Origin of the sequence: Ruegeria lacuscaerulensis, from assembly GCF_013031245.1 — a bacterium.
GTDB lineage: Bacteria > Pseudomonadota > Alphaproteobacteria > Rhodobacterales > Rhodobacteraceae > Ruegeria > Ruegeria lacuscaerulensis_C.
Genome location: NZ_WPZL01000030.1, coordinates 13,444 through 38,219, shown reverse-complemented (window position 1 = coordinate 38,219; position 24,776 = coordinate 13,444). Strand labels below are relative to the sequence as shown.

Below are 24,776 nucleotides of genomic sequence, written 5' to 3'. Positions count from 1 at the left end.
CAACGTTTAGGAAAACAGTTTGAAGAGCATGCTCTGGTTCAGCACTATCAGCTTGGTCTATCAAACTAGATCTAAACGACGGAAGTGTTTCCCTGCTCAAAACGACACCTCACAATCAACATCAACTTACAATTGGCGGTCTAGTAATGCTAACCAACTGGAAAATCGGAGATTGCGTCAGACATCACCGACCTTGAAGAAGAATTTTGAAACGGCATTTTATGGACACGTTCCGTAGAATCTGATTAACCGGGACCACGCTACGTCCAACAGGCAAAAAAACATAACAGGGATTTCTTTAGCGTGCAGAACTTGAGGATTGTATCTCCAAAACGAGACCGGCGCATCCAAAATGGCTGGGAAGCTTTCTTTCCGTACTATGCAGGCTACCCAGAAGTGTTCGTGGACGAGCTTCTAAGTTCAGCAGATTTGCGTCAATCGTCTGTGGTACTTGATCCGTGGAACGGAAGTGGCACCACCACCTTAGCCGCCGCACGCAAAGGCCACAGGTCAATTGGCTATGACATCAATCCAGTGATGATCGTGATTGCTCGAGCTAGGCTGCTTCCCAAGTCCGAAGCCGATTCTTTAGAGCCGATACTTCAACAAGTTCTCGAGGGTTGTGAACCTCAACTTGAAGTTCCTTCGAATGATCCACTGAATAAGTGGTTCCATGACGAAACCACCGCAGCTATTCGAGCGCTTGAGCGTTCAATTTGTGAGCGCCTAGTGGGCAGGCTCACGCTTAACCACTCTGGGGTGAATCTTGAATACTTATCCTCCATCGCAGCAGCATTTTACGTAGCGCTTTTTGCAGTAGGTAGAAAACTTGTTTCATCATTTAGATCAACCAACCCGACATGGATACGTGTTGCAAAGGTCGACGAAGACCGAGTTCACGTCGATGGAAGTAATGTGCGGGAACTGTTTCGGGATCAGATAGTGGCGATGACGTTGGAGTTATTGCACCCTTCTCACAACAGAGAGATCGACTTTGCGGCAGTTGAACTTGCAACGGTAGACAGCCAAAATTGCAACGTAGAGGAAGAGGCTATCGACCTCGTTGTAACATCTCCTCCATATTGTACAAGAATCGACTACACCGCAGCAACAAGAGTAGAGCTTGCCATTTTAAAGCCTCTTTGCTCAATCGATGATCGTCAGTTATCGCGACAAATGATTGGCTCTACTCGAGTACCGGTCGATGAAATAGAGAAGAAAGAAGAGTGGGGGAAAACTTGCCTTAGCTTTTTAGACAAAGTGAAAGCACACCCGTCGAAAGCGTCAAGTGGCTATTACCTAAAGACGCATCTAGATTATTTCGAAAAGATGGCGGCGAGCCTTAAGTCCATAAGGCAATCTCTGAAAATAGGAGGAAAAGCCATCTTAGTTGTGCAGGATTCATTCTATAAAGACGTCCACAACGATCTACCGGCTATCCTTTCCGAGATGGCAGGTCCATCAAACTTACACTTAAAACGCAGGGAAGACTTTAATGTGCGTCGAACAATGTCGGGCATGAACGTCAGTTCAAAAAATTACAACCGAAAGCCGGGAGCAGTTGAGGCTGTCCTCTGCTTTGAAGCAGTTTAGAAGTAGGGTGCAATGAACTCAGCTAACGATATTGTCCAAGAAGTGTCCTCGGCTTTACATCAGGCCCATACACAGTCATTAGATATTTCATTTAATGAATTGCTCGACATGCACGATAGTGGCGAATTGAACATTGCTCCGGATTACCAACGTCTATTTCGTTGGTCTGAGGGGCAAAGGTCCAGAATAATCGAATCTCTTTTACTTGAAATGCCAATTCCACCCGTCTTTGTGATTGAAGATGAGGAAAACAAGTATCAACTAATCGATGGCCTACAACGTATCTCATCTTATTTACATCTTCGAGGTCAACTAGACGCACCACATTTGGATCCTCCAGTCAAAAAGGGTGAGTTCCTGAGGTTAGTTGACTGTGATATTGTCACCGCACTAAATGGCCTGACTTGGCATGATCTCCCATCTTCTCTACAGATTCGCTTGAAGCGTTCCTTTATTAGGGTCGAAGTTGTACGCAAGGAATCTGATCCCCGTTTCAAGTACCACATGTTCAAGCGCCTCAATACAGGTGGAGAAAAGCTTTCGGACCAACAAATACGCAATGCCACTGTTCGAATGCTCGGCAATGAAATGCCGGATTTTCTGTCAGAGCTTAGCCAAGTTGACGCTTTTGTTGCGTGCGTTGGTGGCCTCACCCAAGAACGTTTCCTGTCCGGCGCCCATGATGAATTGGTACTGAGATTCTTCGCACTAAAAAACAACAGAGAAAAATTCAAACACGAAGTGGGAGATTTTTTGACAGAATTTATGGAGGGCGTTGCAAAAGAGGAAATCGCTTTTGACTATTTGGCGGAGAAAGAGGTTTTCGTAAAAACTTTCGAAGCGCTCAAAGCCTCTATGGCGGAAATGTCATTTTCATTTCTCAACAAAAGAACGGGAAAGTTAACTAACGGCTTTGGTATCTATCATTTTGAGGCCGTGACGATGGGACTGCAAGCAGTCTTGTCCAAGCTCGATTCGACCGACGACACACAAATGAAAAAGCTTCAAGAAGTACTTACAGCGGTTAAAACCGACGGCGACTTCGTTACGATTACAACAGGGGGAGGAAAAAACTCTCCCGGACCTCTCAAAGCCAGAATCGAATTCGTAGAAAAGGCGCTTGCAGATGCGTTCAGCAGCTGAAGTGCACGCCGAACTCGAGGCTGATCGTGAAAGTCGTGAAACGGAAATTCGACTCATTGAACAAGTTCACGACAGCACCGATGATGAAGATGACCAAATACGCTATCGGAGAATATTAGTCTTAATGACTTACGCCCACCTTGAGGGTTTTTGTCGATTTTCGCTTTTGACTTATGCTAGCGCAATTAACTCGATGCGATTGTCTTGTGCAAGCGTTTCACCAGCAATAGCGGCAGCAGGTCTCAGCAATGTTTTTGGTGCGCTTCGGGATGCTCAACGAAAGCATGATGCATTTCGTAAAACCTTGCCGGACGACTCAGCGCTACACCTAAGCGCGAGAGAGCAAAAGTTTATTGTTGACTACGAAAAGATTTCGCAGCTCGTTGTTGAGATTCCGGATAAGGTAATAGACACAAAATCAAACGTCGATACTGCGATTTTAAAGAAGTTACTTTTTCAGCTTGGACTTGAATTCGAGGACGTTGAAAACCATAGAGCAATATTAAATCGCCTCGTAGGTACGCGTAATGCAATTGCCCATGGTGATCGACTCGCGCAACCCGGTAAGAAAGAGGTCGCAGATTTTCTCAACGCAGCACGAACTATTATGAACTTTATTCAAGAACAAGTATTTTATGCTATGCAAAACAATTTGTTTCTTCGAAGTGCTTCCGACCCTGATTTATCTCACACCCAGCATTAGAAGGCGGTATTTGTCGTTTGCTAAGCGAGGTATTTTAATTAGCTATTTTCCCGGTGATAGTGCAACGTCAAAGTATTGTTTTTCGAAAAGCTCTCGAACACTGTAAGCTAAGAGATTTGTCCCGTTGTATACAACATCAGAACTCTTAAATGCGCGCGTCCTTTGGAGTATTACATACTACTGCATTTAGAATTTCGATTGGGTTCACACTCAAAGCCCGGCACAGGATTACCAGTTCAGGCACATCAACACGCCGTTGCCCGCTTTCAACCCGCGCAACGAACGATTGGTGGCACCGCAACTTATTCGCTAGCTCCATCTGTGAGAGGCCTGCATCTTTCCGCGCCTTAATGAGTGCCGCCACTAGGGCCAACTGCCCTTCAGAATGTAGTGTTTTTGTCATTTGAACCCCGCATCTTGCGAGGGTTCCCAATAATCTTGAAATCAGATTATCTAAAAAGTAGATATTTCTTGTCGGCCTTCCCGAATGTTGGCCGTATCGGGGGCGGTGCGGGCACCACTGCCCCCATCAATCCATAACAACAGGCATTAAGACATGACAGACTCACAAGACACAGACGACACTAACGACGAAGGCAGCATCTGGGACGTGTTCCGGCTCATCGGCTTCGGCGTCTTCTGCTATTTTATGTACGTGATTTTCTTCACCGATCCTCGGGGAGACCAATTCAACGAACTGGTTGAGACGACTGCGCCAGCCGACCAGAAAGTGTTTCTCGATGTTGTCGGAGCAGCCATCGAGACAGCAGACAGCGCCAGCAACGATGCGGCGGCCACGGCTGCCTACATCGCGGCCAACGAACAGCTTTGCTCCGGCCAGACATTCAACCCGTTCAGCGTGAAGACCGGATGGGTCGGGATTTTCGATGGTGCTGACCTGACGGACTCGAACTCCAAAATGTATGTGGAGATCGATATCGGCCACGACAACGAAATCAGGGCCGAGGTTCCTGACGCCTTGCGGAACACGGTGCTGAACATCGAAGACGGCAAGTCAGTCACATTCTCAGGGACGTTTGAACAGGGCAACATGTATGAAAATCAATGCCTGGACACGATTGGGTCCGTCCTGTTCGGAGCGAAGCCCAAGCTGACCAACAGGCAATTCACCTTCGGCCTCAGGCAGATTGCAGAAATCTCCAATTGATCTTTGAGACGCACAGCAAGCCATTGCTGTGCGTCCGTCACATCATCGCCAGTCATTTAAGCAGCAGGTACTCAGGACACTATGAAGACGTTAACCCTTTCCACCCTCCTTGCCTTATCGGTCGTGACCTTCGATACCGTCGCACCCAGCATTGCCCAAGCACAATCTGTCAGCCAATCCCAATCGCAGCTTGAGACAACGTTCAAGCAACTACCCGAGCGTGACCGGATCACGATTCAGTCTCAGCTTTTAGACTTTGGCCTCTATTCCAGCACGTTGGATGGGCTGTGGGGCCGGAATACAGAAAACGCCTTGCGCCAAGCTGCGATGATGATGGAACAGAACATGGGAACGGATTTGGCGTTGCACTCCCCGCAGCAGGCCAGAGCATACCTGAACCAGTTCATCGACGGATCGGCCAGTGCCTTCATGTGGGGCGGAGGTGGCGAATGTGACGGATGTGAGGAACCTGACCTTCAACCGGCAACAGCCTCAACCACGGACGCAGGTAACGCAGAGAACTTGCAGCGGGCTATCTTTGCAGCCTGCGTGAAGAATGCTCGTCTCCTGAACCACTACATGTCTACCGATCCTGTCGGCAGCAATGCATTCAACAACAAGGCCAGCACATCTGTGAACTGGGCAGAGATCGGGCTGTCTGTGAAGCGGCTCGGAGTACACCACGTCAACAATCGCTGGCAGGCGGTGGATGGCACGACCCTGATGGAAGCCTGCAAGGAGCAGGAACAGTGGGCCGACTTGTTCGACTCGGAAATCCAGTATTTGGGCAAGCACATTCTGCTGCGTGATCTGGCATATCGTGACACGGAAACAGGCCAACTGTCAGATGATCTGGCCCTGCACGAGAAACACTCGGTGGCAGTGTATCCGCTGACGGGCAAAGAAACCGAGAGGTTGAACAGCAACCAAGACGATTACGACATCATGGCAGCATCGTTCCATCTGATCGAAAGTACGGCCTGCCGGGGTAGCAGGAACTTGTCCAACGTGAGTGAGCAGCGGAGCGCACCGGGATCGAAGGCACGTGTTGTCGGAGTCAACAAATCAACCAAAGCAATCACTGCCTGCGAAGAAGTCAGCGACGTATTTGTTGGCGGACAACCTTTTGACTTGTCCAAGCAAAACCGGTGCTTTGTAAAATTCCACATCGCCCCCAACACAACGAACGTCGCTGAGGAACCGATTGACGATGATGCGTTACGCGCTTTCCTCGATATGGGTGGCTACGCATTGCACTCACGACCGTTCGGCCTGCATCTTCTGGACGTGCTGTCACACAGCGATTTTCAGAACTGGCAACATCGAGGCGCTTGGTTCCTTGAGGGCAAAGGCGACATTCGGGATGTTGCCAAGGTTCTCGGATCGGCAACGGATGCGTTTGAAGATACGATTGAATGGGAGAAAGCTCAGCAACAGCTTGACGTGACGGCCTATACCTTCGTCACTCAGCCTGCTTTGGGTCGTGACCAAAGCGCCATCGCCAAACATCCGTTATGTCAAACCGCTCTCAAGGAAACCCGGAACAAGATCGCCAGCCAACGTCTCAGCCAATGACAGGCTGCACTTCATGCGTCGAGTGAATGACTCAAGGTGAGCCACCCGTCTTCGGGTGGCTCATTTCTTTCTTTGCACTCGGTCGCACAATTAGTCTTGTGGCCGCATGGCAAACGTAGCAACGTCGTGTTGATTTTTAGTTCAAAACTAATGGGGTAGATCACATGGCTGGAAAATTTGAACTCTACGAGGACAAGGCTGGTGAGTATCGGTTTCGGCTGAAGGCCGGAAATGGCGAAATCATCTTGGCCAGCGAAGGTTATGTTCAAAAGGCCAGTGCTGAAAACGGTGTCGCATCGGTAAAAACGAATGCACCGAATGACGACAGGTACGAGCGCAAGGAAACCAAGTCCGGCGGCCATATGTTCAACCTGAAAGCCAGCAATGGGCAAGTGATAGGCACGAGCGAAAGCTACACAACAGCCTCTGCCCGGGACAACGGCATTGAATCCGTCAAGCGGAATGCCCCTGAAGCACGGGTTGAAGACCTGACCTAACTAGGACTGAGCGCACGTCTAAAGCGTTTCTCAAACCTGAACGGCAGAGCATTGGCAAAGTATTTTCTCGGCCGCTGCTTTGTTACTGAGAATCGCGGCGCACCGAAACAATTGCGAACAAGAACCGATCATTTCAGGCATCAAACATGGAACTCACATACCCCATCAACTTCGTTGGTTTTGAACACGGTGCTACCAGTGGCGACGTGATTACCCGTGACGGAGAAATTCTCGGTAGCTGGACCTTCATCAAAGACGAGGAGGACACCGGAGAGTTTCAATTTTTTGCGGATGGCGAAACTGAACCAATGTTCACAGAAGGGGTGGCATTTCTAAGCAGCGGCTTGCGTGTAGGAATGGCGCTTAGCACCATATGCCGGACCATTCGTGATTGGCACGACGAAAGTGAGCCGGTGGAAAAAGTCTACGGTGGTTTAGTCAACTCGGCATAGTGGCCTGAGATACAAAGAGGAAAATATGGAAGTCTGGTTTTGTATAAGTGGAAGTGTCGTTGCAAAGAGTGATGCAGGTACAGTTCCCCCAGTTGGCTCTGAAGTCACCATACGGATGGAAACCTATAAAAAAGGGCTGGAGGCGGGAACTATTTTGACCTTCACGGTCAGTGAAGAGTTTCCACCACACTACGATTACACATCTGACGTGGTGTATATCGACGTGAATGGATGGGAGGTTCATAAACCTCATCAGGAGTTCAACGATTGATCAAGCATTGGTGGAACGGCACTTTTATCCCCTACGACAACGATGACGACAGCGGAGTCTTCTTGATGGGAGGGACATACCGACGGCACTGGTCTGCAAATGTTGCACGTGCCGTGGTCAGTTTCCTATCTCGGGAGTGGAAATGGGTGATCGGAACGTCACTTGCCGTCTTGGGCCTTGCAATGAGCTACGCTCGTTTCTTTTGAGGGCGCGGTGCATAAGTCATGATTTGTGCACCACATGTGAGGACTCTGAAAAATCAGGATGTGGATATGGTGCATAAATCCAGTGCGTATCTCGGCGCGATTTATTAGCCTTTTTCCATGCCGATTGGCTACCTTACAGCCAACGTCAGCTTTGATGAATCAACGACTACCTGCGGCAAACTATCGGCCACCGCTAAACCCGTTGCCCACACGTCCAAGAATTCCGACCCCTTCTACGATAAACCAACGTTTGTCGGTTACGGAGGGATGAAACATGGTCGAGTACGTTGTCTATTACCGGGTTTCGACCGAACGGCAGGGGCGATCAGGGCTCGGGCTGGAAGCGCAGCGGTCGATGGTCGAACAATTCCTGTCACCGGCAGATCAGGTGATTGCCGAGTTCACCGAAATCCAATCCGGCAAACGGGATGATCGGGTTGAGCTATGGAACGCCATCAACCTTGTGAAGAAGAACCGCTCAAAGCTGTTGATCCCCAAGCTGGACAGGTTTTCCCGGAAGGTGTCGTTCATATCGGGGATCATCGACCAAGGAATAGAACTTGTCGTCTGCGAACACCCAAACGTCTCAACATTCTTTCTGCACCTACTGGCCTGCTTTGCCGAAGAGGAGCGCCGACAGATATCAGAACGCACCAGAGCCGCACTCAGAGCGGCAAAGAATCGGGGAACCATCCTTGGCCGGAACGCTCAGGCATTGGCGGCCCAACGGCAGTCTGAGAAGCAGAGATTCTTCGAAACGATCCGCATCGAATTTGAGGAGGCGATTGCTGACGCCGGATCATATTCGGGTGCTGCAAGACTGCTGAACGAGTGGGAAGTAAAGACATGCAAGGGTGGGCGCTGGCATCCACAGACAGTCAAGAACTATGCTGTTTTCTTGGGTGACACCGAATTGCAGAAAGCCTGAACACCGGCCCGAAAAATTGTTATGCAGGCGAAACTGACATACGGCCTCATGGCGGAATCCAAAGATCTATTGGTCACACCAAATCAGCGGGTCCTCAGAAATCGCTTCGACGGCATTTAGTATGGAAGCCCGAATTTTGGCTTCGTTTGCGCTGACATCTAGTCCCATGTGTTGGGTCTCAATGAAAAAAAGGTACTCAACAACTTCATCAACTGTACTTCGATTTCGCAGCATCCCTGCGGCTTTAACTAGGTAGGTATCATACTCGTCTTCGAAGGGCTGGCCCTTCCACCCACCCATCGTGCCATTCAATCCGATGGGGTCCCACAGTGACCACCCAATTTCCCTAAGCCTATCAATATCGATTTTGGGGTGAGCTTTTTTCATGCACCAAAAGTTGCACCGAAGGTGTCGAATTGACAACAGACAAACAACGAAACCGTGGACGCTTTAGGGCTCTCAGCGAACCTAGGTCGCTTTGCTGACTAACGCAGACCTTGAGTGAACGCACCTACGGTGCCAAAAACACTTCATGGAAGAAATCAGCCGGCAACTTCTTTACCAAAGGCTTCGCAACCGCTTGATCGAGTTGCTTGATATGTATTCGTCTTTAGACGACATCGCTACACTTGGGGCCTACGAGATGATCGAATTGGTCGGTGACTTGTTGCCGCTCGATTACGATGAGGCTCCCAAGGTATTCAGCGAAAAGGAAAAAGAAGCCATCTCTAAGTTTACAGAGCTTGCCAAAAACGCAGCCGATGCAACTGTAGAAGATACTTGGAGCGTCGACTGGTTTAAAAGTTCGGACGAATGGGTCAGCGTCTCAGAATTCGCAAAACAGGCATTGATTATCTTCCACGAACGCGGACGCTATTCTGAGGAACACGAAAAGGTTTTTGCGACCTAGTACGCAGCTAGTTGGGGTTCAAATCAGCTCTTGCCGATCAGCATCTTCCATTTCCTTCACCAGAGCATCCAGCGCATCTTTCACTGGGTCCCGAGGGTGCTGCGTCATGTCAGCGTCTTCCACCGCCAGATCGAAAGCCGCTTTCGACGTCAGAAATTGTTCAACATTCAATTCAGGGAACAACGCTTGCTTGATGTTTTCTAGCAGCTCAACGGATTGTGCCGTCCGTGGCACCTGATGCGGCACGAACACCTTCTTCTTTCGGGCATTGTCCACATCCGTTTTGGTGCAGGGAATGCCAAATCCATCGTTCAGGATTTGGGCTAGCTCTTTCACCTTCAGCTTGTAGTCGGGGGTGATGTTATCCCGCTGGAACGACTCCACGTTGATTTTGTGGGTGCCTGCTTTCCGTAACTTATGCGCAATGCACAGGTCCCGGCGCAGACGTTTCAGGACACCATCCTCTTTGGCAATGTAAGCCCCAGCCTTACCCTGAGCGGCCAGCTTGCCCTCAAAGTACAAAGCCCATGCCCGGTAGTCCGACAGCGACTTCAGACAATGCGCAGTCTGCTTGTTGTAGTCCGACCAGATGTCTCGAGTTGTGTTGAACTGATCCACGGTGTCCCACGGCTTGGTGGAGAATGCCAAGTGGGTGCGGCTTAGCCCGCCTTCAGTTGTGACAGCGATATCACCAGCCGTCTCCGGTCGTCGCTTCCAGTCAAACTCCATAGACAGCCGTTTGGTCATCGTCTTGTCCACGAAGTCCATGCCCTGTTCGTACATCTCACGGATGCCTGCGCCCATCGTGACGGTCATCGTGTCGGTGGGTTTGCGGTCAAAGAACAGGTCGACGATTTTGCCATTCTGCTCTGCCTTGGACAGGATAGCGTTCAGCTTGATACTACCTTTGGCCAGCACAACCCGTTCATCCTCTTTGGGCACCATTCCTGTACCGCCCCAATCAGCGGCCTCTGATGGTCGTAGCGTGGCTTGTCCTCTGGTCCGCCACCCCACTGGCTGACGGATGATGTGTTTGACCTCATAGATGCTCCACTGCGCGGCCAACCCAATGCGGGAGTTCAGGTACTTCCGGCCCAGCGTGCCTTTCGCAGCCTCCCGCATCTGCTCGTCAGTGGCCGTCGTCAGAAAGCCATCCGTAGTGACGCTGAAGATTTGCACATCCCGAGGCAGAGCGTTCATGATTTCACTGAGCACCCCCCGACAGAAGGCCGTAATGAAGGCAGCATAGACCGGGTTGGTGATTTTGCTGGGTTTCAGAGGCTTGGTTTCAGCATCCCTCAGATCGTATATCCGACGTTCCCGAAGACCCTGAGCCGTCTTGCCGTATGTGGAATTGACCAGTTCCTTCCAGAACAGGTTGTGCAGTGTCTTCTTCGGATGCTTGGCCCGCTCCTCAATGCAGTGACGGGCAAACTTCAAAAACGGTTTCTCAGCATGGCCGCCGTATTCCCTGCCGCCATCTTCCCTACGGCTGATAACACGGTCAGAGTTAATCCGCCGCCCCTCAACCAGTTCGATCTTTGCCCCTAGTTGCTTGGCGAGCAGGATTTCACTGATATGGGTGGTGCTGTTGCCTTTGCGGGGGAACAACAATCCATTCTCTGTGCGCACCGGTAGAACCGGATATCGCACGTCATCCGGAAACTCAAAATCCACATTGGCAAAGGCCAGATCTTCGACAGTCAATCCACCGCCAAGCAATTCATCAGTGCTGGTGATGTGCGTGATCGTATCCCAATCTGGTTCACCGATGAGCGCCATAGCCGTTGGGTACGCACTGGTCAGATCATAGTCATACCAGACACCCTTGGGTGCAGGACCAAACCAAAACTGCTCATTGCGCCCACCGTGATAACATTCCGTGAAGAAGTCTTCGCTCCAAAACAGTTTTTGAACGGGCTTCGGCTCAGCACTCGACACGTATTGCTGTTTCTTTTTGCTCCAGTACTTCTCCACCACAATTTCCTTGCCGACAATTTCCAGCGGGTCGAGGCCTTGGTTCGTCCAGAACTCCCGGATGAGGTCAACACCGATAGATGTCAGCGTCACAGGCAGTTTGAAGCTACTGGTCTTCTCAAAATACAATCGGATCATGCGGATCGTGTATTGCGCACAGACCTCTGCATCTCGAATGGCATAGGCTCGGAACAGCGGCCAATTGGCCGCCAGCAACTCCCCCATGTTTTCTTTGTAGTATTGCTCCTGCTCGGGATCATCGGACAGCTTCATTTTCTCAAAGCCAAGGATTTCACCCAGCTTTGCAAGGCTTTTGGCTCCTGCGGGGGCCAGAGCAATTGTGTCCCGGATTGCCACATGCAGCTTGATCGGTCTGAGCTTTTCACCCCGTTTCAGGTTGATCTTGATGTCCTTTCCGACATTCATGAACAGGCCACGGACATTCTCCAAGTTCATTGCCTTCCGGGTCTTCTCCTCCTTGAAGTCAGAGAACCCCGGCACATCTGCCCGTGTGAAGTGCGCTACCAGATAGACATTCACCGGCACTTTCAGATTGGGGTGCCGGGTAAACCCATCCCGCAAAGCATGTTCTACGAATTCGGCTAAGGTCAGCCGGTCGTCATCTGCTGGACCTTTCGGCTGTACAATGCCTGACCAGTGCTGTTCATCCCCTGCATTGTCCGGCGTTATAACGTGGCAGCTATATTGGTAGGACAACACCTGATTGCGGACCTCGGCCAAACCATCTGCATTTACAAACGGTTCCCGCTGGTACTCAGTGTCAAAGCCAATGACGAGGTAACGAATATGCCGGGAACTTGGTCTGTTCTTGGGATAAAACTGATAGGGCTGAAAAGTGAGTTTGGCTTGCATGGGACCCCGAGTACAGATCATGATGCTGGAACGTGTAACGCTGCCATATCCGTAAAAATAGTAATTGTTAATACCCTACACCCATACGGAACTTTTACTATTTTCCACTCAATTCAGCTCACCAATTACCGAACACGACGCCCCCAAACCTAGCGCCTGGAAAGCACCTTCAACCCAAGAGTGTATAGACGCATTGACATCTACAATTGAATGCACCATCTATAACGGCGAGGCGCGCAGCCCCGGCACTCGCAGGCCGAAAACGCTTTAATAGACAGCCATGTCAAATACTTGAGAAAAGCCAAATCCTGGCTCTTGTACAACTTGCGAGCTTGAGCCCCTAGGAGATGAGCATGTTTCTCAACTATTCTTCATACAAGCACCTCAAAACTGCGCTATGGCCGATCAAAGGGCCCGTAAAGTCCACGCACCTTCATGAAGGGCTGGCTTGCGCATTAGGATTTAGCGACTATCACGAATTGAAATGCCAACTGCAGGAGGGCGGCGTGCAAACCCGCTCCAAAGTCAGCGCTAGACACTTCAATGCAGATATTTTTTTGAGCAGAATGGCGGAGCTAGGCTATCGACCCGGACTCGACTATCGCGACCCTAATGCCCCTGTCTTCAATCTTGCCATCACAGCACTCTCGATTGTTGAGGGAGACGGGTTTATCGATGCTGTGGCACGTTCGGATCTCTATCGCCATGGCTCGGTGTTTCGACTTGATGTGACTAACAATGCTTGGAAAGAGGCGGTGGCAGCTTATCGAGTTGTCCTTGCAAGACATTGGGAGAGGCCACGTTGGGTGATGTGGCTGCCCCGACGCTGGCGCGAGATGGATCAAATCTCCATCGATAGAAGCGCGCTGCATGTGTCTGCTGGAACAGCACTACCACGCAGTCTTGACGATAGCGACCAAAGCGCAATTTCCGCTATCAAAGCGGAAACCGGCGAAACTCCTTTTGAAATGTTCGGTCGAGTTCTGACCGACCTTCGACCTTTCCTACCAGGGTACAACGACAATATAGATCCAATCGAAGAAATCACTTTTACTAACGACTTAGGACTTATGGTCATGTGTCGGGTCAATAACCAACCGAACTATGGCAATGTCAGCTTTCGCTACGAGGCCCCTCGCCCCTCTTTCTAAGTAGATCAAATAGCTCAGCCATGCTCGCCGCACTCTTAGCGGCGGGCATGCAAGAGCATCACCTCAGCTAGTTAACAAGCTTCTCCAGTCAGAATTGGATTTGATTTTATTGATTTGCCTTGACAGTCAGCACCCTAAAGGTGCCGACTTGAAACGCACTGGCAATTCACAACTGAACCGGATTTCAGATAAAGATTTCGTAAAGCGCGGCAGCATTCAAACGGCAAAAATGGCAATTGTTAATCCCCTACACCCACACGGCACTTTTACTATTTTTTTTCGCTGCGGATCACATGACCGTGGGAGATTTTGCCCCAATCCCGGCATGACGTGGGACATTCTCCCAAAGTTGCTTTGACCGCAAATAAATCACGGATTCTCGACCAAGTTTTGGTTTACGGCCCCTAAATAGACCATACGCAGACACACACCGCACACGACAACACACATCGCCACATTACACACAGCTCGTAGCTCTCTTGCATCAGGAACGCGATGCAAACCACACATAGACAGCCCGAAGCGTCATGCGATCAGAAGGTAATTTCCGCCGGATGGTGACGAACCGAATTCAGTAGGCCAGCAGACATGACGTCATCGAATAGTAGGGTCAGGAAACAGCGAAAGCGGGGGAAGGATGAAAGCCCCCATGAGAGAGCCAGAGCAAAATAATTGTCATCACGAGACGGGGAAGTGCCGTCGCCGAGCTAGCCAAGCTGCTATCCACGCAAAGCTAGCATATCGGTCCGCTGTTTAAGCAGCACGTAGGCTGAGACCGGATAACCGCCAGCCGTGCTTGAGAAAGCAATCGTGTGTGGATGGTATGACAGAACCAACGGGTTCGTCGGACTTCTCCTCAACGGATAGGAGAAGTATGTCGAAAATCCAAATTGACCAAAAAGGATTAACATTCGCGAAGCGAATGTCTTGCGAAGCAAGCGATTGATCAATCATTGCCAGCAGGTAGCCAACAGATAGCTACCTGCTTCACTTCGTGAAGTGCTTCGCATGTACCAGATAGATTAGCTGGCTGGTTGGGCTGGCCGGGGTAAGTATTTGGTCCCATGGCGTTCAATCTGGTGGCTGTCAGGGCCATGATGGAATGATGATTGTACCCAATGCCATCCACCTGCAAATGGATAGCCATCAATTTCACTTCGTGAAATGCTTCGCATGTGCTTGGTGATATTGGCTCGACCATTGGGCTGGCTGGATGATAAACTTGATCCCATTGCCATCCCTATTGGACCTGATAGCCCTTAATGGGATCAACGTTTGCCACCCATCGCCACTGTCCGGCAATTGTTTGGCTATCAACTTCACTTCGTGAAGTGCTTCGCACGATTTTGGTTTTGTTGCTGGTGGTTGGCACCAACCGGAAAGCAAAAGGTCCCATTGCATTCCATCCAGAACCCAACGGGACCATTTGAATGTTCAGAGCAACCGGCAGATATCACTTTCCGAACCGGCTGCGGATTGCTGTTGCAGCCGTCTCAAGGACCGCATCCAGCTTGCCGTCGCTCGTGAGGGTTTTCAGCTTTTCGAGATTTTGCACTACGTCTTCTGCATCCGTGCATTTGATCGCTGACAAGCCCGGAGCCAGTTCCAGAGACGCTTTTCCATACCTCGGTGAAATGAACCAATCCCCTTTGCTCGACTGCCAGACCCACGTGCTTTTCGAGTTATTGCTGCCTTCCCCTACCGCCATTCCAGCTAACTGCTTGTCGATGGCTGCGATGAATTTCTGACGGCGCTGATGGGACGGCTGCGTTGTCTTGGGCTTTTCTGCCGCTTCCAGATTGAATTGCTTTTCAAGTGCCATTGGAATCTCCTTTGCTACCCCAACGGCGTCCCTTGGCTCACGATTGCAGACAACGGGTTTAGGATGTCAAAAGCGTGTTTCAGCTACAAACGTCATTCACTATGCTTCTGCGTCCCGTTCGGCGATCCAGAGGGTAATCGCCACATCAGCACCACCAATCTCAACGGTTCTGACGCCATTCATTAGTATTCCGAGACCATGCTCTTCATCCCATGTGCAATCGAATTCCAAGCCGACGTAAGGGACACCTGCCCTCGTGATTTGATGCACGCAAATAGTTCTCAGATTTATGAGCGAACTCAATTCTTGTACGGAAGTTACGTCCGGCATAAGGGCCTCTTGCTCTTCAGCGTCATACCCATCGAGATTTTTCTTCATCACAGGATAATAGCGAAGAAAGCTACTCAAAGCCGCCTCGGAGATTTCGTCGAGGCTGGCCACCACCCACTCGACGATCCCGATTTCGTCCGGATTGAGCGGAGAGATGTCTCGAGCCTCAGGAGCAAAAACAACGTGAATTTCGTCAGCTTTTTCGTCTGTACCTTTTGCTTTCCCAGATTGAGATAGCCAAGAAAACTGCTTCCAGAAATCTGACTGGAGTTTTGTTGTCCAAAAGAAACCATGCTCAAGCTGAAACTCTAGCTCTGTGCTTGTCATCTATGTTGCTCCACCATTCGACCTGCGCTGTGGCCTATGCAGACTGAATCCAACAACTCATGAAACAATTGTTGGCCGTGAACTTTCCGCAATCGTGTTCATTTCGATGGCAGGTGGAGCGGTACAAGCCACGTCCACGACATGATCTGAGCACACGACAGCAAAGTGCAAGATCGGTTCATCTGAATATTGCTGAGCGAAAGTTGAACTTGCGATGAAGTCGAGAAACGTTGACGTGGTGTAAGAGCGCAGCTTCTTCGAGTAATCTTCGTTAGGTTCAGGATTGACGTAACTTTCATTTCTGATTGAAAAACCAACGTAATTCTCAAATGTTATTGTGAACTCCCGGTACGAAGGGTCGCACCTGACCGCAAAACCATGTCCCAAAATCTGATCAACTTCAGCGTTGCCAGTGTCAATCTGAGAAAGCTCGGCCTCTGCACGTGCCTCATGAACGACAAGTCGCAAATCCAAAGTGTCCGGCGCTTCCTCATGGCTGACAAGAAAGATGTAGGGGCAAGAGTTTAGGGCAGTAGAGTAATCTTCGCTCGCCATTCGTAACGGTCCTTATTCAATCTGCTCCGAACCTTATACGAACGCTGCGCCGCTCCCGCAATTTAAGGTCGGATCACTGACAACCGCTAATGAGATTGGCCATCTCTGAAGCCTTCTGCCAACTGATGCCGCTCCGCTGATCAACCGCAAGCGGATGTTCACTTTCCCAAAGGCACGCTTTTGGCCGTTGCCCCGGGCTGCCCCAGTGTACGTCACATTCTAGGTGCTCAAACGGTGCTCCCGCTTCGGAAGACTTGTAGAACGGCATAGTGACAGGCAACCACCCAAAGCTGCTCTGCGAAGATTGATCCTCATCAAATGTATCAACGTACTTCTCAAAGCTCTCCTTGGACTGTGTAACCCATACTCCCCAAGTAAACGGCTCCTTCGCACCTTTGATCGGAATCTCCAAAATAACTCGAATACAATAAATGGTAGCGTCACCGTCCTCATCCGAACTTGGATCAATCTGACAGAGGTCTTCGGTAGCACGAACACGTTTTTCCCGCTCATCTTCGGGAACGTCAAAGTAGTAGGTTGGATACCTATACGCAAATGACGGCGAACCGACGTGTGTTTTTCCACACTGAGAGCACTTGTACCGAAACTCCTTTCTACCCAGAATCCGTTCAAGCAATTGATGTCCTTTCGTGATTTCACTCAACGAAAGCAAACAATTGAATCCGTTGCAACGTCTGTCGCACTGAGTACGAGCAGCCACTCAGCTTCCACCAAAAAAGCATAAGTGGCTTAGCCCAAGTTAATCAACGTTCCCAAAGAGCTCTGACCAAATCAGCTTGTGTTTCCGCCACTCCCTCAACGTCATCACAACAAAAAGACGCAATGTTGAGAGCAGAGTAGAGACCACGGTACGGTGCAATCTGCTCCATGAGCGCTATTGCTTCTGGCACCGAACATGATGAACCGCTCGCCACAGCACGGGCCGTACTGGCCATGATGTTAGCCAAAGGATGGTCAACATTCCTGCGCCACGTTTCTACCAATCCCACCAGAGCCTCTTTCGATGCACTTGCATCTCTCGGAGGCCTACAAATTTCTTCAAGAACCATAAACGTTGCAGATTCAGAAATTGACTTGGCTTGTACGACCAGTGCTTCCGAAGCTGGAATGTCATCGTAGGGGAATTTACAGTCAATGAGTTCCGAAAACTCAACTTCATTCATTTTGGTTCTTTCAGATTAATGCCAAAACCGGGCTAGAATTGCTCCATCGTCATAGTATTGCAAGTTCAGTTACCCCAACTGCTTTCCACTCGAATACCCGATCCGGTTCCGCTAGTCCTTGTGTAACCGTCACTCCCTGTGCTGCAAGTTCTCGATGAGTTCTTTTGTGGGAGCCATGTTCTTCAGATAGAACCGCTCCAACTGGTCCACAGACGTGCCAGCATTCGTGGCAAGGGTGTGGAGGTTGACCTTCCCATTCGACCCTCTGAGCCGTGCTTGGATCGCATAATGGCGAAGTGAGTAAGGGGACAGCTTACGGTCCTCATCCAGCAGATCGGCCTCTTCCAAAATGTGGTTGAAGATACGTCTGGCGGTATTGATGGCCGTTCGACGGTTTGGGTATTCAGGCATCCAGACATAGCCATTCTTGTCCGGCCCCTTGTCATCGAACGGGTTCAAGGTGGCATGGTAGAGCGGTACGGCCAGAGGCATCGTGACACTGACACGGCCACCTGTTTTGCCGCCCCGCACATTCATTTCCAGATGGGCTGGATCGCCCTTGGTCTGAATGTCCTTGTGCTTGAGGCCAAAAAGTTCGCCCTCGGTCGGACGGAGGAAGGTGTGCACCACAAAGCGGAACATCTTGGCATGATGGCCGGTGATCTCAACACCACGAACCTTGTCTCTCCGCTTTACACATTCACCGGCGGTTTTCATGAACCGCTTGTATTCGTCATCGGTGAATGTGTGCCGGGGTGTATCGACGGTCTTTTGCTTCGGCATCACCGGCAGAACATCCAACAGACCATCCTCAACAGCCAGTGTCAGGACTTTGCGGATGATGATGGTGTGCTTGGCCTTTGTTGATTCTGCCAGCCGCTTTGAACGGTTCTCATCAAGATGTATCAGATAATCACGAACCATTCCCGTGGTGATCTTGCTCACATCATACTTTCCGAAATAGCAGATCAGCCCATCCTTGGATCGGTTCAGAAGTTTGTTGTCGCCGTCCGACCATTTCGATTTGCCTTTCTGCACTCCCATCAGCTTTTTGGCGTAGTGCTCAAAGCTGTTGGCTTTCTTCTTGGCGTGGTCACTGTTGGCTTTGCTGCGGTACGTGTCGGCAAACTCATAAGCCACTTCAATGGCTTCGAGCCGTGATTCCTCCTTGGATGACCGATGGATGTATTTTCCCGCTGTCGGGTCTCTGAATCGGAAATACCAAAAAGGGCTGCGACCTGTCCGATAGATCGCCAGACCCTTTCGGAGGTGTTTCAGCTTGGAGATTTGGTTTTTTGAATCTTTGGCCAAGGTCAGCCCGTCAGAGGAGTGTATAACTGTGTATAACTTTTACGGCGGAAAATCCGAACGCTCAACGCTCGAAATTCACCAGTTATTTCAGAGATTTAATGGTGCCCGGGGGCGGAATCGAACCACCGACACGAGGATTTTCAATCCACTGCTCTACCCCTGAGCTACCCGGGCACGGGAACGGCGTTCGCCGTTGGGTGGAGGCCTTCTATGACTTGCTACAGCCAGTGTCCAGAGGCTTTTTAAGATTTTTTCAATGCGGGCGGCGCTGGCTTTCAGCTCCATCGGAAACATCCGATTCCAAGTCTTCTTCCCGTTGCGATGGGACCGAGTAAGACCCGTTCAGCCACTTAGCCAGATCAACGTCAGCACAGCGTTTGGAGCAGAAAGGGCGGAACCTGGTCGCCGTGTCTTCACCACATATCGGGCAGCTCATTTCAGCACCTCCACCAGTGGAATACGGCCGCGTTTACGTTGCAGTTCGTAGTGGCCCAACGGGGTCCAGCCCGCCAAAGTAGTCTCAATGGAATCAGCCTTGAACGCGGCGCGCAGGGCCGACTCGAACCCCTTGCGGTCCTTCTTGGGCATGGGCGCAATATCCACAGTAACTTGCCCACCCAAACCGCGAACCCGCAAAACTCGTGCCAAGGCCTTGGCGCACGCGAAATTGGCCTTGGTCCCGGCGGCAAGAGATGTGTCAGACCCGGTATTCACATCTACCGCAACCAGGGCGCGGGTGGGCTGAATGTACAGATGCCCACCTCCGGGTAGCGGCTCGGAGATTCCGCGCACGACGTCCAAAGCGTCAAACACGCCGTGGGTCTCGAAACCGCCGGCCTGAGTCACAACGTCCGCCGGGTCCGTCCAATCGCGCCAGGCGAGGACATGAGGGCCGTCGCCATCCAGCAGCAATTCGGGCTCGGGTCCGGTGTCGTTCAGAACCTGGTCAGCTTGAACCAGCATCGCACTGATGTCTTCTGCAATTTCACCGGCATCCTCGCCCTGACAGCAAGATCGCAGGATGAGCCCATAATCGGTGCCCGCCATGCATTCATGCGCGATCTCAAGCAGCCGGTCACGTTCATCCTCATCACGAATGCTGCGCGAGATATTCAGACCAGGCGCATCGGGCGTAACGATGGCATAACGGCTTTTGAACAGGATGCGATCTGTAACGGGCAGCGCTTTGCCCGGCTCTGCATACCCTGTCACCTGAACCAGCATAAGGTTGCCAGGCGCCAAACCTTTAACCTGACGCAGAAAGGCCGGGCCATCGGGCGTGGTCAGGAACATTCCACCTTGCCCCTTGACCGGGCGATCCGCACGCGCGCGGTAAATCGTACCGGGCGCTGGGGCGTCTCCTGCGATCAGGAAATCGTCCAGTTTGCCGTCCACCATCAGTGCCGCGGCCTCGCGGTTGTCGATGTGGTCCAGAACGATGGTACGACCCTTCATGATGCCTCACGGTATAGTGGATAGCCGATGCCCTGCAAAAGAGCGGCGGTTTCGGACAGTGGCAGGCCCACGATGCCCGTGAATGACCCGGAAATCCAAGGAATGAAAGCCCCGGCCGGACCCTGGATGGCGTAGGCACCTGCTTTACCCTGCCAATCTCCGGTGGCCAGATAAGCGTTGATCTCAACGTCCGACAGACGCTTGACCTTGACCTGAGAGACCACGTCGCGTTGCAACACCCGATCCCCGCACCGCACAGCGACCGAGGTGATCACGCGGTGCCGGCGACCGGACAGCACATGCAAGAATTCCGCCGCCTGGCCAACGCTTCGGGGTTTGCCCAGAATACGGCGACCCAGAGCAACCGTAGTATCCGCACACAAGGTAATATCGCCCCTATCCGCCTGAATTGCCTGCACTTTTGAGCGGGTGATGCGGCTGCAATACGGAACCGGTAGCTCACCTTTCAAAGGCGTTTCGTCAATATCGGGGGCACGGATGGCATCGGGCTTCACGCCAAGCTGGGACAGCAGGTCCAGCCGCCTTGGGCTGCCCGATCCTAAGATAAACGCCATTGCGGCAGGCGTTACTTAAAGCGGTAGTTGATCCGACCCTTGGTCAGATCATAAGGGGTCATCTCGACCTGAACTTTGTCGCCGGCCAGAACACGGATGCGGTTCTTGCGCATCTTGCCTGCCGTATGTGCGATGATCTCATGGCCGTTTTCCAGCTCGACCCGAAACGTCGCATTAGGCAGGAGTTCCTTCACGACACCGGGAAATTCGAGCGTATCTTCCTTGGCCATGTTGTCTCCATCGTTACATTGCACCCGCAGAATCTACGGGGATGTGGGCTTAAATGAGCCCATTTTAACCCTATTTCAAGGGCGGAATCACCTAAAGAGGCGATAATATGACTGAATCTACTCGCGAGGACTGCTCGTCCCAGTGGGATCGGTTCAGAACATGACCGTCCGCGCGGACGTTGGCGATGGCCGACAGGTCGACATCCGCATAAGTCCATCCGGGCTGGTTCAGCGTTCCTTCGGCCAGAACTCCGGTCTGCGGGAACCCCTTGTCGGGCGGGCCAAAAATGCCGCCCGTGCCGGTGTTCATGTCCACAGCCTCGGACCATTCGTTGTTGCCGACCAGTGACGCCATCACCGTAACGCATTGATTTTCCAGCGCCCGAGACATCGCGCCGATGCGAACGCGCCAGTAACCCGACAGAGCCTCGGTACAGGAAGGGACCAGAATCAGATCGGCCTCTTGCAGGGCACGGCCCAGCAAAGGGAACTCGCTGTCATAGCAGATCAGAACCCCGATCTTGCCCAGCGCGGTGTCGAACAACTTCAGCGGACCACCGGGTACGATATCCCAGTCTTCACGCTCGAACCGGGTCATGATCTGTTTATCCTGATGGCCCTGCACGCCGTTCGGCGCATAAAACGCCGCACGGTTCACCGGGCGGCCCGGCCCATCCACAACCGGGGCCGACGCGCCCAGAATGTAGGTCTTGTATTCCTCGGCAAGGCGCTGATGCAGGTTTTGCACATCCTCCATCCGATCTGAAACCGCTCGGATCGAGCGCTCCAGATCACCAGTAATCTCGGCCCCGTCGAGTGTCGACACTTCCATCGCGCCGTATTCAGGGAAGACCAGTAACTTGGCCCCCTGCCCGGCAGCCTCAGAGACCCAGCGGTCCAGCTTGTCCTCATACTGCGCCCAGCTGTCGAGCCAGTCGAGATCGTATGCGGCGGTGGCTACTTTCATGCGTAATGTCCCTAGAGGCAATTCTTGCGCGACATTAGAAGGTGAGTTTACCGGCTGTACAGAATATTTTTCCCGCCGCGCGTTAAGGGCCAACAGCGGTCACAAATCAAGGATCACGTGCGCCCTGCAAGCCTTTGTCCCAGCCATCTTCATACTCTCCGAGCACTCTGGACAGCTCTAGCAACGAGGCAAAAAACCTGGCGTAAACGTCCCGTGACATCATCTGCTCGTTGTCGTCCAACAGCTGCACAAGTTCGACCACGCTCGAGGCAAACTTGTCGTAGACCTGTTTGTCCGCAGGTGTGGGATCCAAAGTCCAAATGTCGCTGTCGTCGTAAAAACTGGCTGGTTGTGGTTCGTCATTGATCATGGAACGGCCCCCTTAAGTAGAGGCACACGTGGGAACGGCTGTTTCGCGTGCAAGACCAATGGCAAGAAGTCACAAGAGTTTGGCGGCCGGGAAAAAAATTTAATTTGAAAAGAGGCTTTGTTAGCGGGTGGGTCGAGCGATCCCGGCCTGCTGTGTCTCGCCAAATTGGCTAATTTATCTTTCAGAATTAGCCGATCAACCGAAAGTAACGCGGCGTCGAGCCGCTAACGAGGGCTCCGTCTCCATAAGATCGAAATGCGGTTACAAGTCCCGAATCCAGAACTGCAACGGCTTCGGCGTCTCGCCTTCGTCCCCGAAATCCTTCCACGAGAACTGCGCGATGGCACCGGGAAGAGGTTCGTACCCCCGTGCGCGCCAGAAGGCATCCAGAGGTCGGTAGTTGGCGGGTCGCATCGGGTGATCCGCCGGGCGCTGTACGCCGCAAAACGCGCATTTGGTGAAACCGAGGCTGCGGGCATGGGCTTCGCGCTGGTCAAAGAATTTGTGGCCAACGCCTTGCCCGCGATACTCGGAAAGCAGGACAGATTCTGCACAATAGAAGATCTGAGACAGGTCCAGCCCGGTGCCGTCGAAGGCCGCTGCAAAATCGTCGGCATGATCCGTCAGGGGGGCACCGGTCGACGCACCCACCAGGCGATCGCCGTCGAATGCGCCAACCACGATAGCCTTGTCGCTGTCGCGGTAAGATTGCAGGTATTTCCGCTCGTATTCCAAATCACCGTCATAGAGATACGGCCACGTACGAAACACCTCGATCCGCAGGCTCGCGACGTCGTCCAGCGCGCCTGCAAGCGCCTCTCCCGTCAGGGCGCGGACGTCAGTGACCTTAGCCATTTGAAACCTGCTTGGTCCAGTCGGCGAGGTTGTAGAAGGTGGTGACACGGGTGATCTTGCCATCCTTGAGGTCAAAGAAGGACCCGGCTGGCAGGCGGTAGGTCTGGCCATGCGCCTCGGGCAGGCCTTCGTCGGTTTCCAGATAGGTTCCGTTCACGATGAACTCAGCGGCAGCGCGGGTGCCGCCTTCTGCCTCAAACACAACGATATCCGTAAGGGTCTCACGGTAGCAGCGGTTCATATGGGCACAGAAAGCGGCAAATTTCTCTTTGCCCACGCGAATCTGGCCTTCGTTCACGTGATGGGCCACATCCTCAGACAGGCAGGCCAGCATGCCGTCGACATCCCCGGCATTGAACGCATCGAAATAGGTTTTGACGGTCTGGTTCATGGTCACTCCGTAGGTTCTCCCCAGCGGTCTTTCAGATGCCGAATGATCTGTTCGCGGGTCTGTCGGTAGTGATATAGTTTTTCTTCGCGGCTCTCGCCCAGTCCGGTAGGGTCCATTATCGGCCAATAATCGACATCCAGATGAAAAATCCGGGTCATTTCCAGTGCCAGACGCTGACTGGCCGGCGAAAGTGCCACGATCAGATCGAATGAGCTGAGATCATCGCCCCATTCCTGCATCTCCTCAAACGACCGCGAGCGATGACGGGAAAGCTCAACGCCAATCTCATGGCAGACGGAAATGCAGAAGCCGTCGATCTCAAGATCGTTATGCACACCGGCAGACTGGACATAGGTGCCGGTGCCATAGAATTTCTTCATGATGCCTTCGGCCATCGGGGACCGGACCGAGTTGTGATCGCAACAAAACAGGACCGAGTGCGGCAACGGCTTCACGCGTCAGCCCCCGAAATGCAGCACGCAGATCAGCGTGAACAGGCGGCGCGCGGTGTCGGTATCGATATCCGCCTTTCCTTCCAGCCGTTCCTGCAAGACCCGGCTGCCTTCGTTGTGAATGCCGCGCCTGGCCATGTCGATGGTTTCGATCTGGCTGGGCGGCAGAGTTTTCACCGCATTAAAATAGCTTTCGCAGATCTGAAAATAGTCTTTGACCACCTGCCTGAATGGCCCCAGCGACAAGTGAAACTCGGCCGCTTTTTCCTCGGCCTCGGTGGCAATATCGAAAACCAGCCGCTTGTCGCGGATCGACAACTGAACGTGGTAAGGGCCGTCCGGCACCACCCGGTCATCGCGATTGGGCAGAGCAAAGCTGTTTTCCTCAAGCAGATCATAGATCGCAACCTTACGCTCCTGCTCGATCTCGGGTGTCGGCGGGGGCAGATTTCGGTCGTCCAGTTCGATATGCGATATGCGGGTCATGTGTCGTTTGGTCCGTTCA

Annotated in this window: 28 protein-coding genes, 1 tRNA gene and 1 pseudogene; 11 read left to right on the top strand and 19 right to left on the bottom strand. The window is 52.0% G+C overall.

What is annotated here, in order from left to right; genetic code table 11:
* Positions 1-300: 300 nt before the first annotated feature.
* The 3 genes and pseudogenes from GOX66_RS21450 to GOX66_RS21440 form a co-directional block, all read left to right on the top strand.
* Positions 301-1,593: pseudogene (locus GOX66_RS21450) on the top strand (DNA methyltransferase); the annotation flags it as partial.
* A gap of 12 nt (positions 1,594-1,605) precedes the next feature.
* Positions 1,606-2,736, top strand: coding sequence for a DUF262 domain-containing protein (locus GOX66_RS21445; RefSeq protein WP_170765325.1), 1,131 nt, complete (start codon positions 1,606-1,608; stop codon positions 2,734-2,736).
* Positions 2,720-3,439 carry an MAE_28990/MAE_18760 family HEPN-like nuclease gene (locus tag GOX66_RS21440; protein ID WP_170765323.1) on the top strand — a complete coding sequence of 240 codons (720 nt, stop codon included), beginning with the start codon at positions 2,720-2,722 and terminating at the stop codon, positions 3,437-3,439. The genes GOX66_RS21445 and GOX66_RS21440 overlap by 17 nt, the downstream gene beginning before the upstream one ends.
* 145 nt (positions 3,440-3,584) lie before the next feature.
* On the opposite strand, the gene GOX66_RS21435 is transcribed toward GOX66_RS21440, so the two are convergent.
* Positions 3,585-3,842, bottom strand: a complete 258-nt coding sequence (locus tag GOX66_RS21435; RefSeq protein WP_170765321.1) for a helix-turn-helix domain-containing protein — start codon at positions 3,840-3,842, stop codon at positions 3,585-3,587.
* A 153-nt stretch (positions 3,843-3,995) separates the two neighbouring features.
* Here GOX66_RS21435 and GOX66_RS21430 point away from each other — a divergent pair, with 153 nt between their 5' ends.
* The 7 genes from GOX66_RS21430 to GOX66_RS21400 all read left to right on the top strand — a co-directional run bounded on the left by GOX66_RS21430 (position 3,996) and on the right by GOX66_RS21400 (position 9,446).
* Positions 3,996-4,607 carry a hypothetical protein gene (locus GOX66_RS21430; protein WP_170765319.1) on the top strand — a complete coding sequence of 204 codons (612 nt, stop codon included), beginning with the start codon at positions 3,996-3,998 and terminating at the stop codon, positions 4,605-4,607.
* An 81-nt stretch (positions 4,608-4,688) separates the two neighbouring features.
* Entirely contained in the window at positions 4,689-6,182 is a 1,494-nt protein-coding gene (locus GOX66_RS21425) for a hypothetical protein (RefSeq protein ID WP_170765318.1), read from the top strand.
* 164 nt (positions 6,183-6,346) lie between these two features.
* Entirely contained in the window at positions 6,347-6,679 is a 333-nt protein-coding gene (locus GOX66_RS21420) for a YegP family protein (protein ID WP_170765317.1), read from the top strand.
* A 146-nt stretch (positions 6,680-6,825) separates the two neighbouring features.
* Positions 6,826-7,131: a hypothetical protein gene (locus tag GOX66_RS21415; protein WP_170765316.1), complete on the top strand. Its 306-nt coding sequence runs from the start codon at positions 6,826-6,828 to the stop codon at positions 7,129-7,131.
* A gap of 25 nt (positions 7,132-7,156) precedes the next feature.
* Positions 7,157-7,402, top strand: a complete 246-nt coding sequence (locus tag GOX66_RS21410) for a hypothetical protein (RefSeq protein WP_170765315.1) — start codon at positions 7,157-7,159, stop codon at positions 7,400-7,402.
* 480 nt (positions 7,403-7,882) lie between these two features.
* Positions 7,883-8,536, top strand: a complete 654-nt coding sequence (locus GOX66_RS21405) for a recombinase family protein (protein WP_170765314.1) — start codon at positions 7,883-7,885, stop codon at positions 8,534-8,536.
* A gap of 532 nt (positions 8,537-9,068) precedes the next feature.
* The gene (locus tag GOX66_RS21400; protein ID WP_170765313.1) at positions 9,069-9,446 is read left to right on the top strand and encodes a hypothetical protein; all 378 of its coding nucleotides are present in this window, start codon (positions 9,069-9,071) and stop codon (positions 9,444-9,446) included.
* 18 nt (positions 9,447-9,464) lie between these two features.
* Here GOX66_RS21400 and GOX66_RS21395 read toward each other — a convergent pair whose 3' ends face one another.
* Positions 9,465-12,296 carry a DNA polymerase gene (locus tag GOX66_RS21395; protein WP_170765312.1) on the bottom strand — a complete coding sequence of 944 codons (2,832 nt, stop codon included), beginning with the start codon at positions 12,294-12,296 and terminating at the stop codon, positions 9,465-9,467.
* A 353-nt stretch (positions 12,297-12,649) separates the two neighbouring features.
* Between GOX66_RS21395 and GOX66_RS21390 the strand changes: the two genes are divergently transcribed.
* Positions 12,650-13,447, top strand: a complete 798-nt coding sequence (locus GOX66_RS21390; protein WP_170765310.1) for a hypothetical protein — start codon at positions 12,650-12,652, stop codon at positions 13,445-13,447.
* Positions 13,448-14,900: 1,453 nt separating this feature from the next.
* Here GOX66_RS21390 and GOX66_RS21385 read toward each other — a convergent pair.
* The 17 genes from GOX66_RS21385 to GOX66_RS21305 form a co-directional block, all read right to left on the bottom strand.
* A complete protein-coding gene (locus tag GOX66_RS21385) occupies positions 14,901-15,269 on the bottom strand; it encodes a hypothetical protein (RefSeq protein WP_170765309.1) in 369 nt (122 codons plus the stop codon).
* A 99-nt stretch (positions 15,270-15,368) separates the two neighbouring features.
* Positions 15,369-15,926: a DUF6985 domain-containing protein gene (locus GOX66_RS21380; protein WP_170765307.1), complete on the bottom strand. Its 558-nt coding sequence runs from the start codon at positions 15,924-15,926 to the stop codon at positions 15,369-15,371.
* 57 nt (positions 15,927-15,983) lie between these two features.
* Complete coding sequence (locus GOX66_RS21375; RefSeq protein ID WP_170765304.1) at positions 15,984-16,481, bottom strand: hypothetical protein; 498 nt, start codon at positions 16,479-16,481, stop codon at positions 15,984-15,986.
* A 73-nt stretch (positions 16,482-16,554) separates the two neighbouring features.
* Positions 16,555-17,202 (bottom strand): DUF2199 domain-containing protein, encoded by a 648-nt coding sequence (locus GOX66_RS21370; RefSeq protein ID WP_170765302.1) that lies wholly within the window; start codon positions 17,200-17,202, stop codon positions 16,555-16,557.
* A 43-nt stretch (positions 17,203-17,245) separates the two neighbouring features.
* Complete coding sequence (locus GOX66_RS21365) at positions 17,246-17,665, bottom strand: hypothetical protein (RefSeq protein ID WP_170765300.1); 420 nt, start codon at positions 17,663-17,665, stop codon at positions 17,246-17,248.
* Between the two features lie 129 nt (positions 17,666-17,794).
* Entirely contained in the window at positions 17,795-18,976 is a 1,182-nt protein-coding gene (locus GOX66_RS21360; RefSeq protein WP_174822813.1) for a tyrosine-type recombinase/integrase, read from the bottom strand.
* 99 nt (positions 18,977-19,075) lie between these two features.
* Positions 19,076-19,150, bottom strand: a tRNA-Phe gene (locus GOX66_RS21355).
* Between the two features lie 79 nt (positions 19,151-19,229).
* A complete protein-coding gene (locus tag GOX66_RS21350; protein ID WP_170765298.1) occupies positions 19,230-19,412 on the bottom strand; it encodes a DNA gyrase inhibitor YacG in 183 nt (60 codons plus the stop codon).
* Positions 19,409-20,431, bottom strand: a complete 1,023-nt coding sequence (locus tag GOX66_RS21345) for a ribonuclease E/G (protein WP_170765296.1) — start codon at positions 20,429-20,431, stop codon at positions 19,409-19,411. The genes GOX66_RS21350 and GOX66_RS21345 overlap by 4 nt, the downstream gene beginning before the upstream one ends.
* Positions 20,428-21,006, bottom strand: coding sequence for a Maf family protein (locus tag GOX66_RS21340; RefSeq protein ID WP_170765294.1), 579 nt, complete (start codon positions 21,004-21,006; stop codon positions 20,428-20,430). The genes GOX66_RS21345 and GOX66_RS21340 overlap by 4 nt, the downstream gene beginning before the upstream one ends.
* Before the next feature lie 11 nt (positions 21,007-21,017).
* Positions 21,018-21,236 (bottom strand): translation initiation factor IF-1, encoded by a 219-nt coding sequence (infA, locus tag GOX66_RS21335; RefSeq protein ID WP_005978431.1) that lies wholly within the window; start codon positions 21,234-21,236, stop codon positions 21,018-21,020.
* Between the two features lie 91 nt (positions 21,237-21,327).
* Positions 21,328-22,203 (bottom strand): carbon-nitrogen hydrolase family protein, encoded by an 876-nt coding sequence (locus GOX66_RS21330; protein ID WP_170765292.1) that lies wholly within the window; start codon positions 22,201-22,203, stop codon positions 21,328-21,330.
* 106 nt (positions 22,204-22,309) lie between these two features.
* The gene (locus tag GOX66_RS21325; protein WP_170765291.1) at positions 22,310-22,573 is read right to left on the bottom strand and encodes a hypothetical protein; all 264 of its coding nucleotides are present in this window, start codon (positions 22,571-22,573) and stop codon (positions 22,310-22,312) included.
* Between the two features lie 261 nt (positions 22,574-22,834).
* Positions 22,835-23,428, bottom strand: coding sequence for a GNAT family N-acetyltransferase (locus GOX66_RS21320; RefSeq protein WP_170765289.1), 594 nt, complete (start codon positions 23,426-23,428; stop codon positions 22,835-22,837).
* A complete protein-coding gene (locus GOX66_RS21315; RefSeq protein WP_170765287.1) occupies positions 23,421-23,819 on the bottom strand; it encodes a ketosteroid isomerase-related protein in 399 nt (132 codons plus the stop codon). Before GOX66_RS21315 ends, GOX66_RS21320 begins: the two co-directional genes overlap by 8 nt.
* Positions 23,820-23,821: 2 nt before the next feature.
* On the bottom strand, positions 23,822-24,274 hold the full coding sequence (locus GOX66_RS21310; RefSeq protein ID WP_170765285.1) for an arsenate reductase/protein-tyrosine-phosphatase family protein: 453 nt from the start codon (positions 24,272-24,274) through the stop codon (positions 23,822-23,824).
* Positions 24,275-24,277: 3 nt separating this feature from the next.
* Complete coding sequence (locus GOX66_RS21305) at positions 24,278-24,757, bottom strand: UPF0262 family protein (RefSeq protein ID WP_170765283.1); 480 nt, start codon at positions 24,755-24,757, stop codon at positions 24,278-24,280.
* Positions 24,758-24,776: the final 19 nt, after the last annotated feature.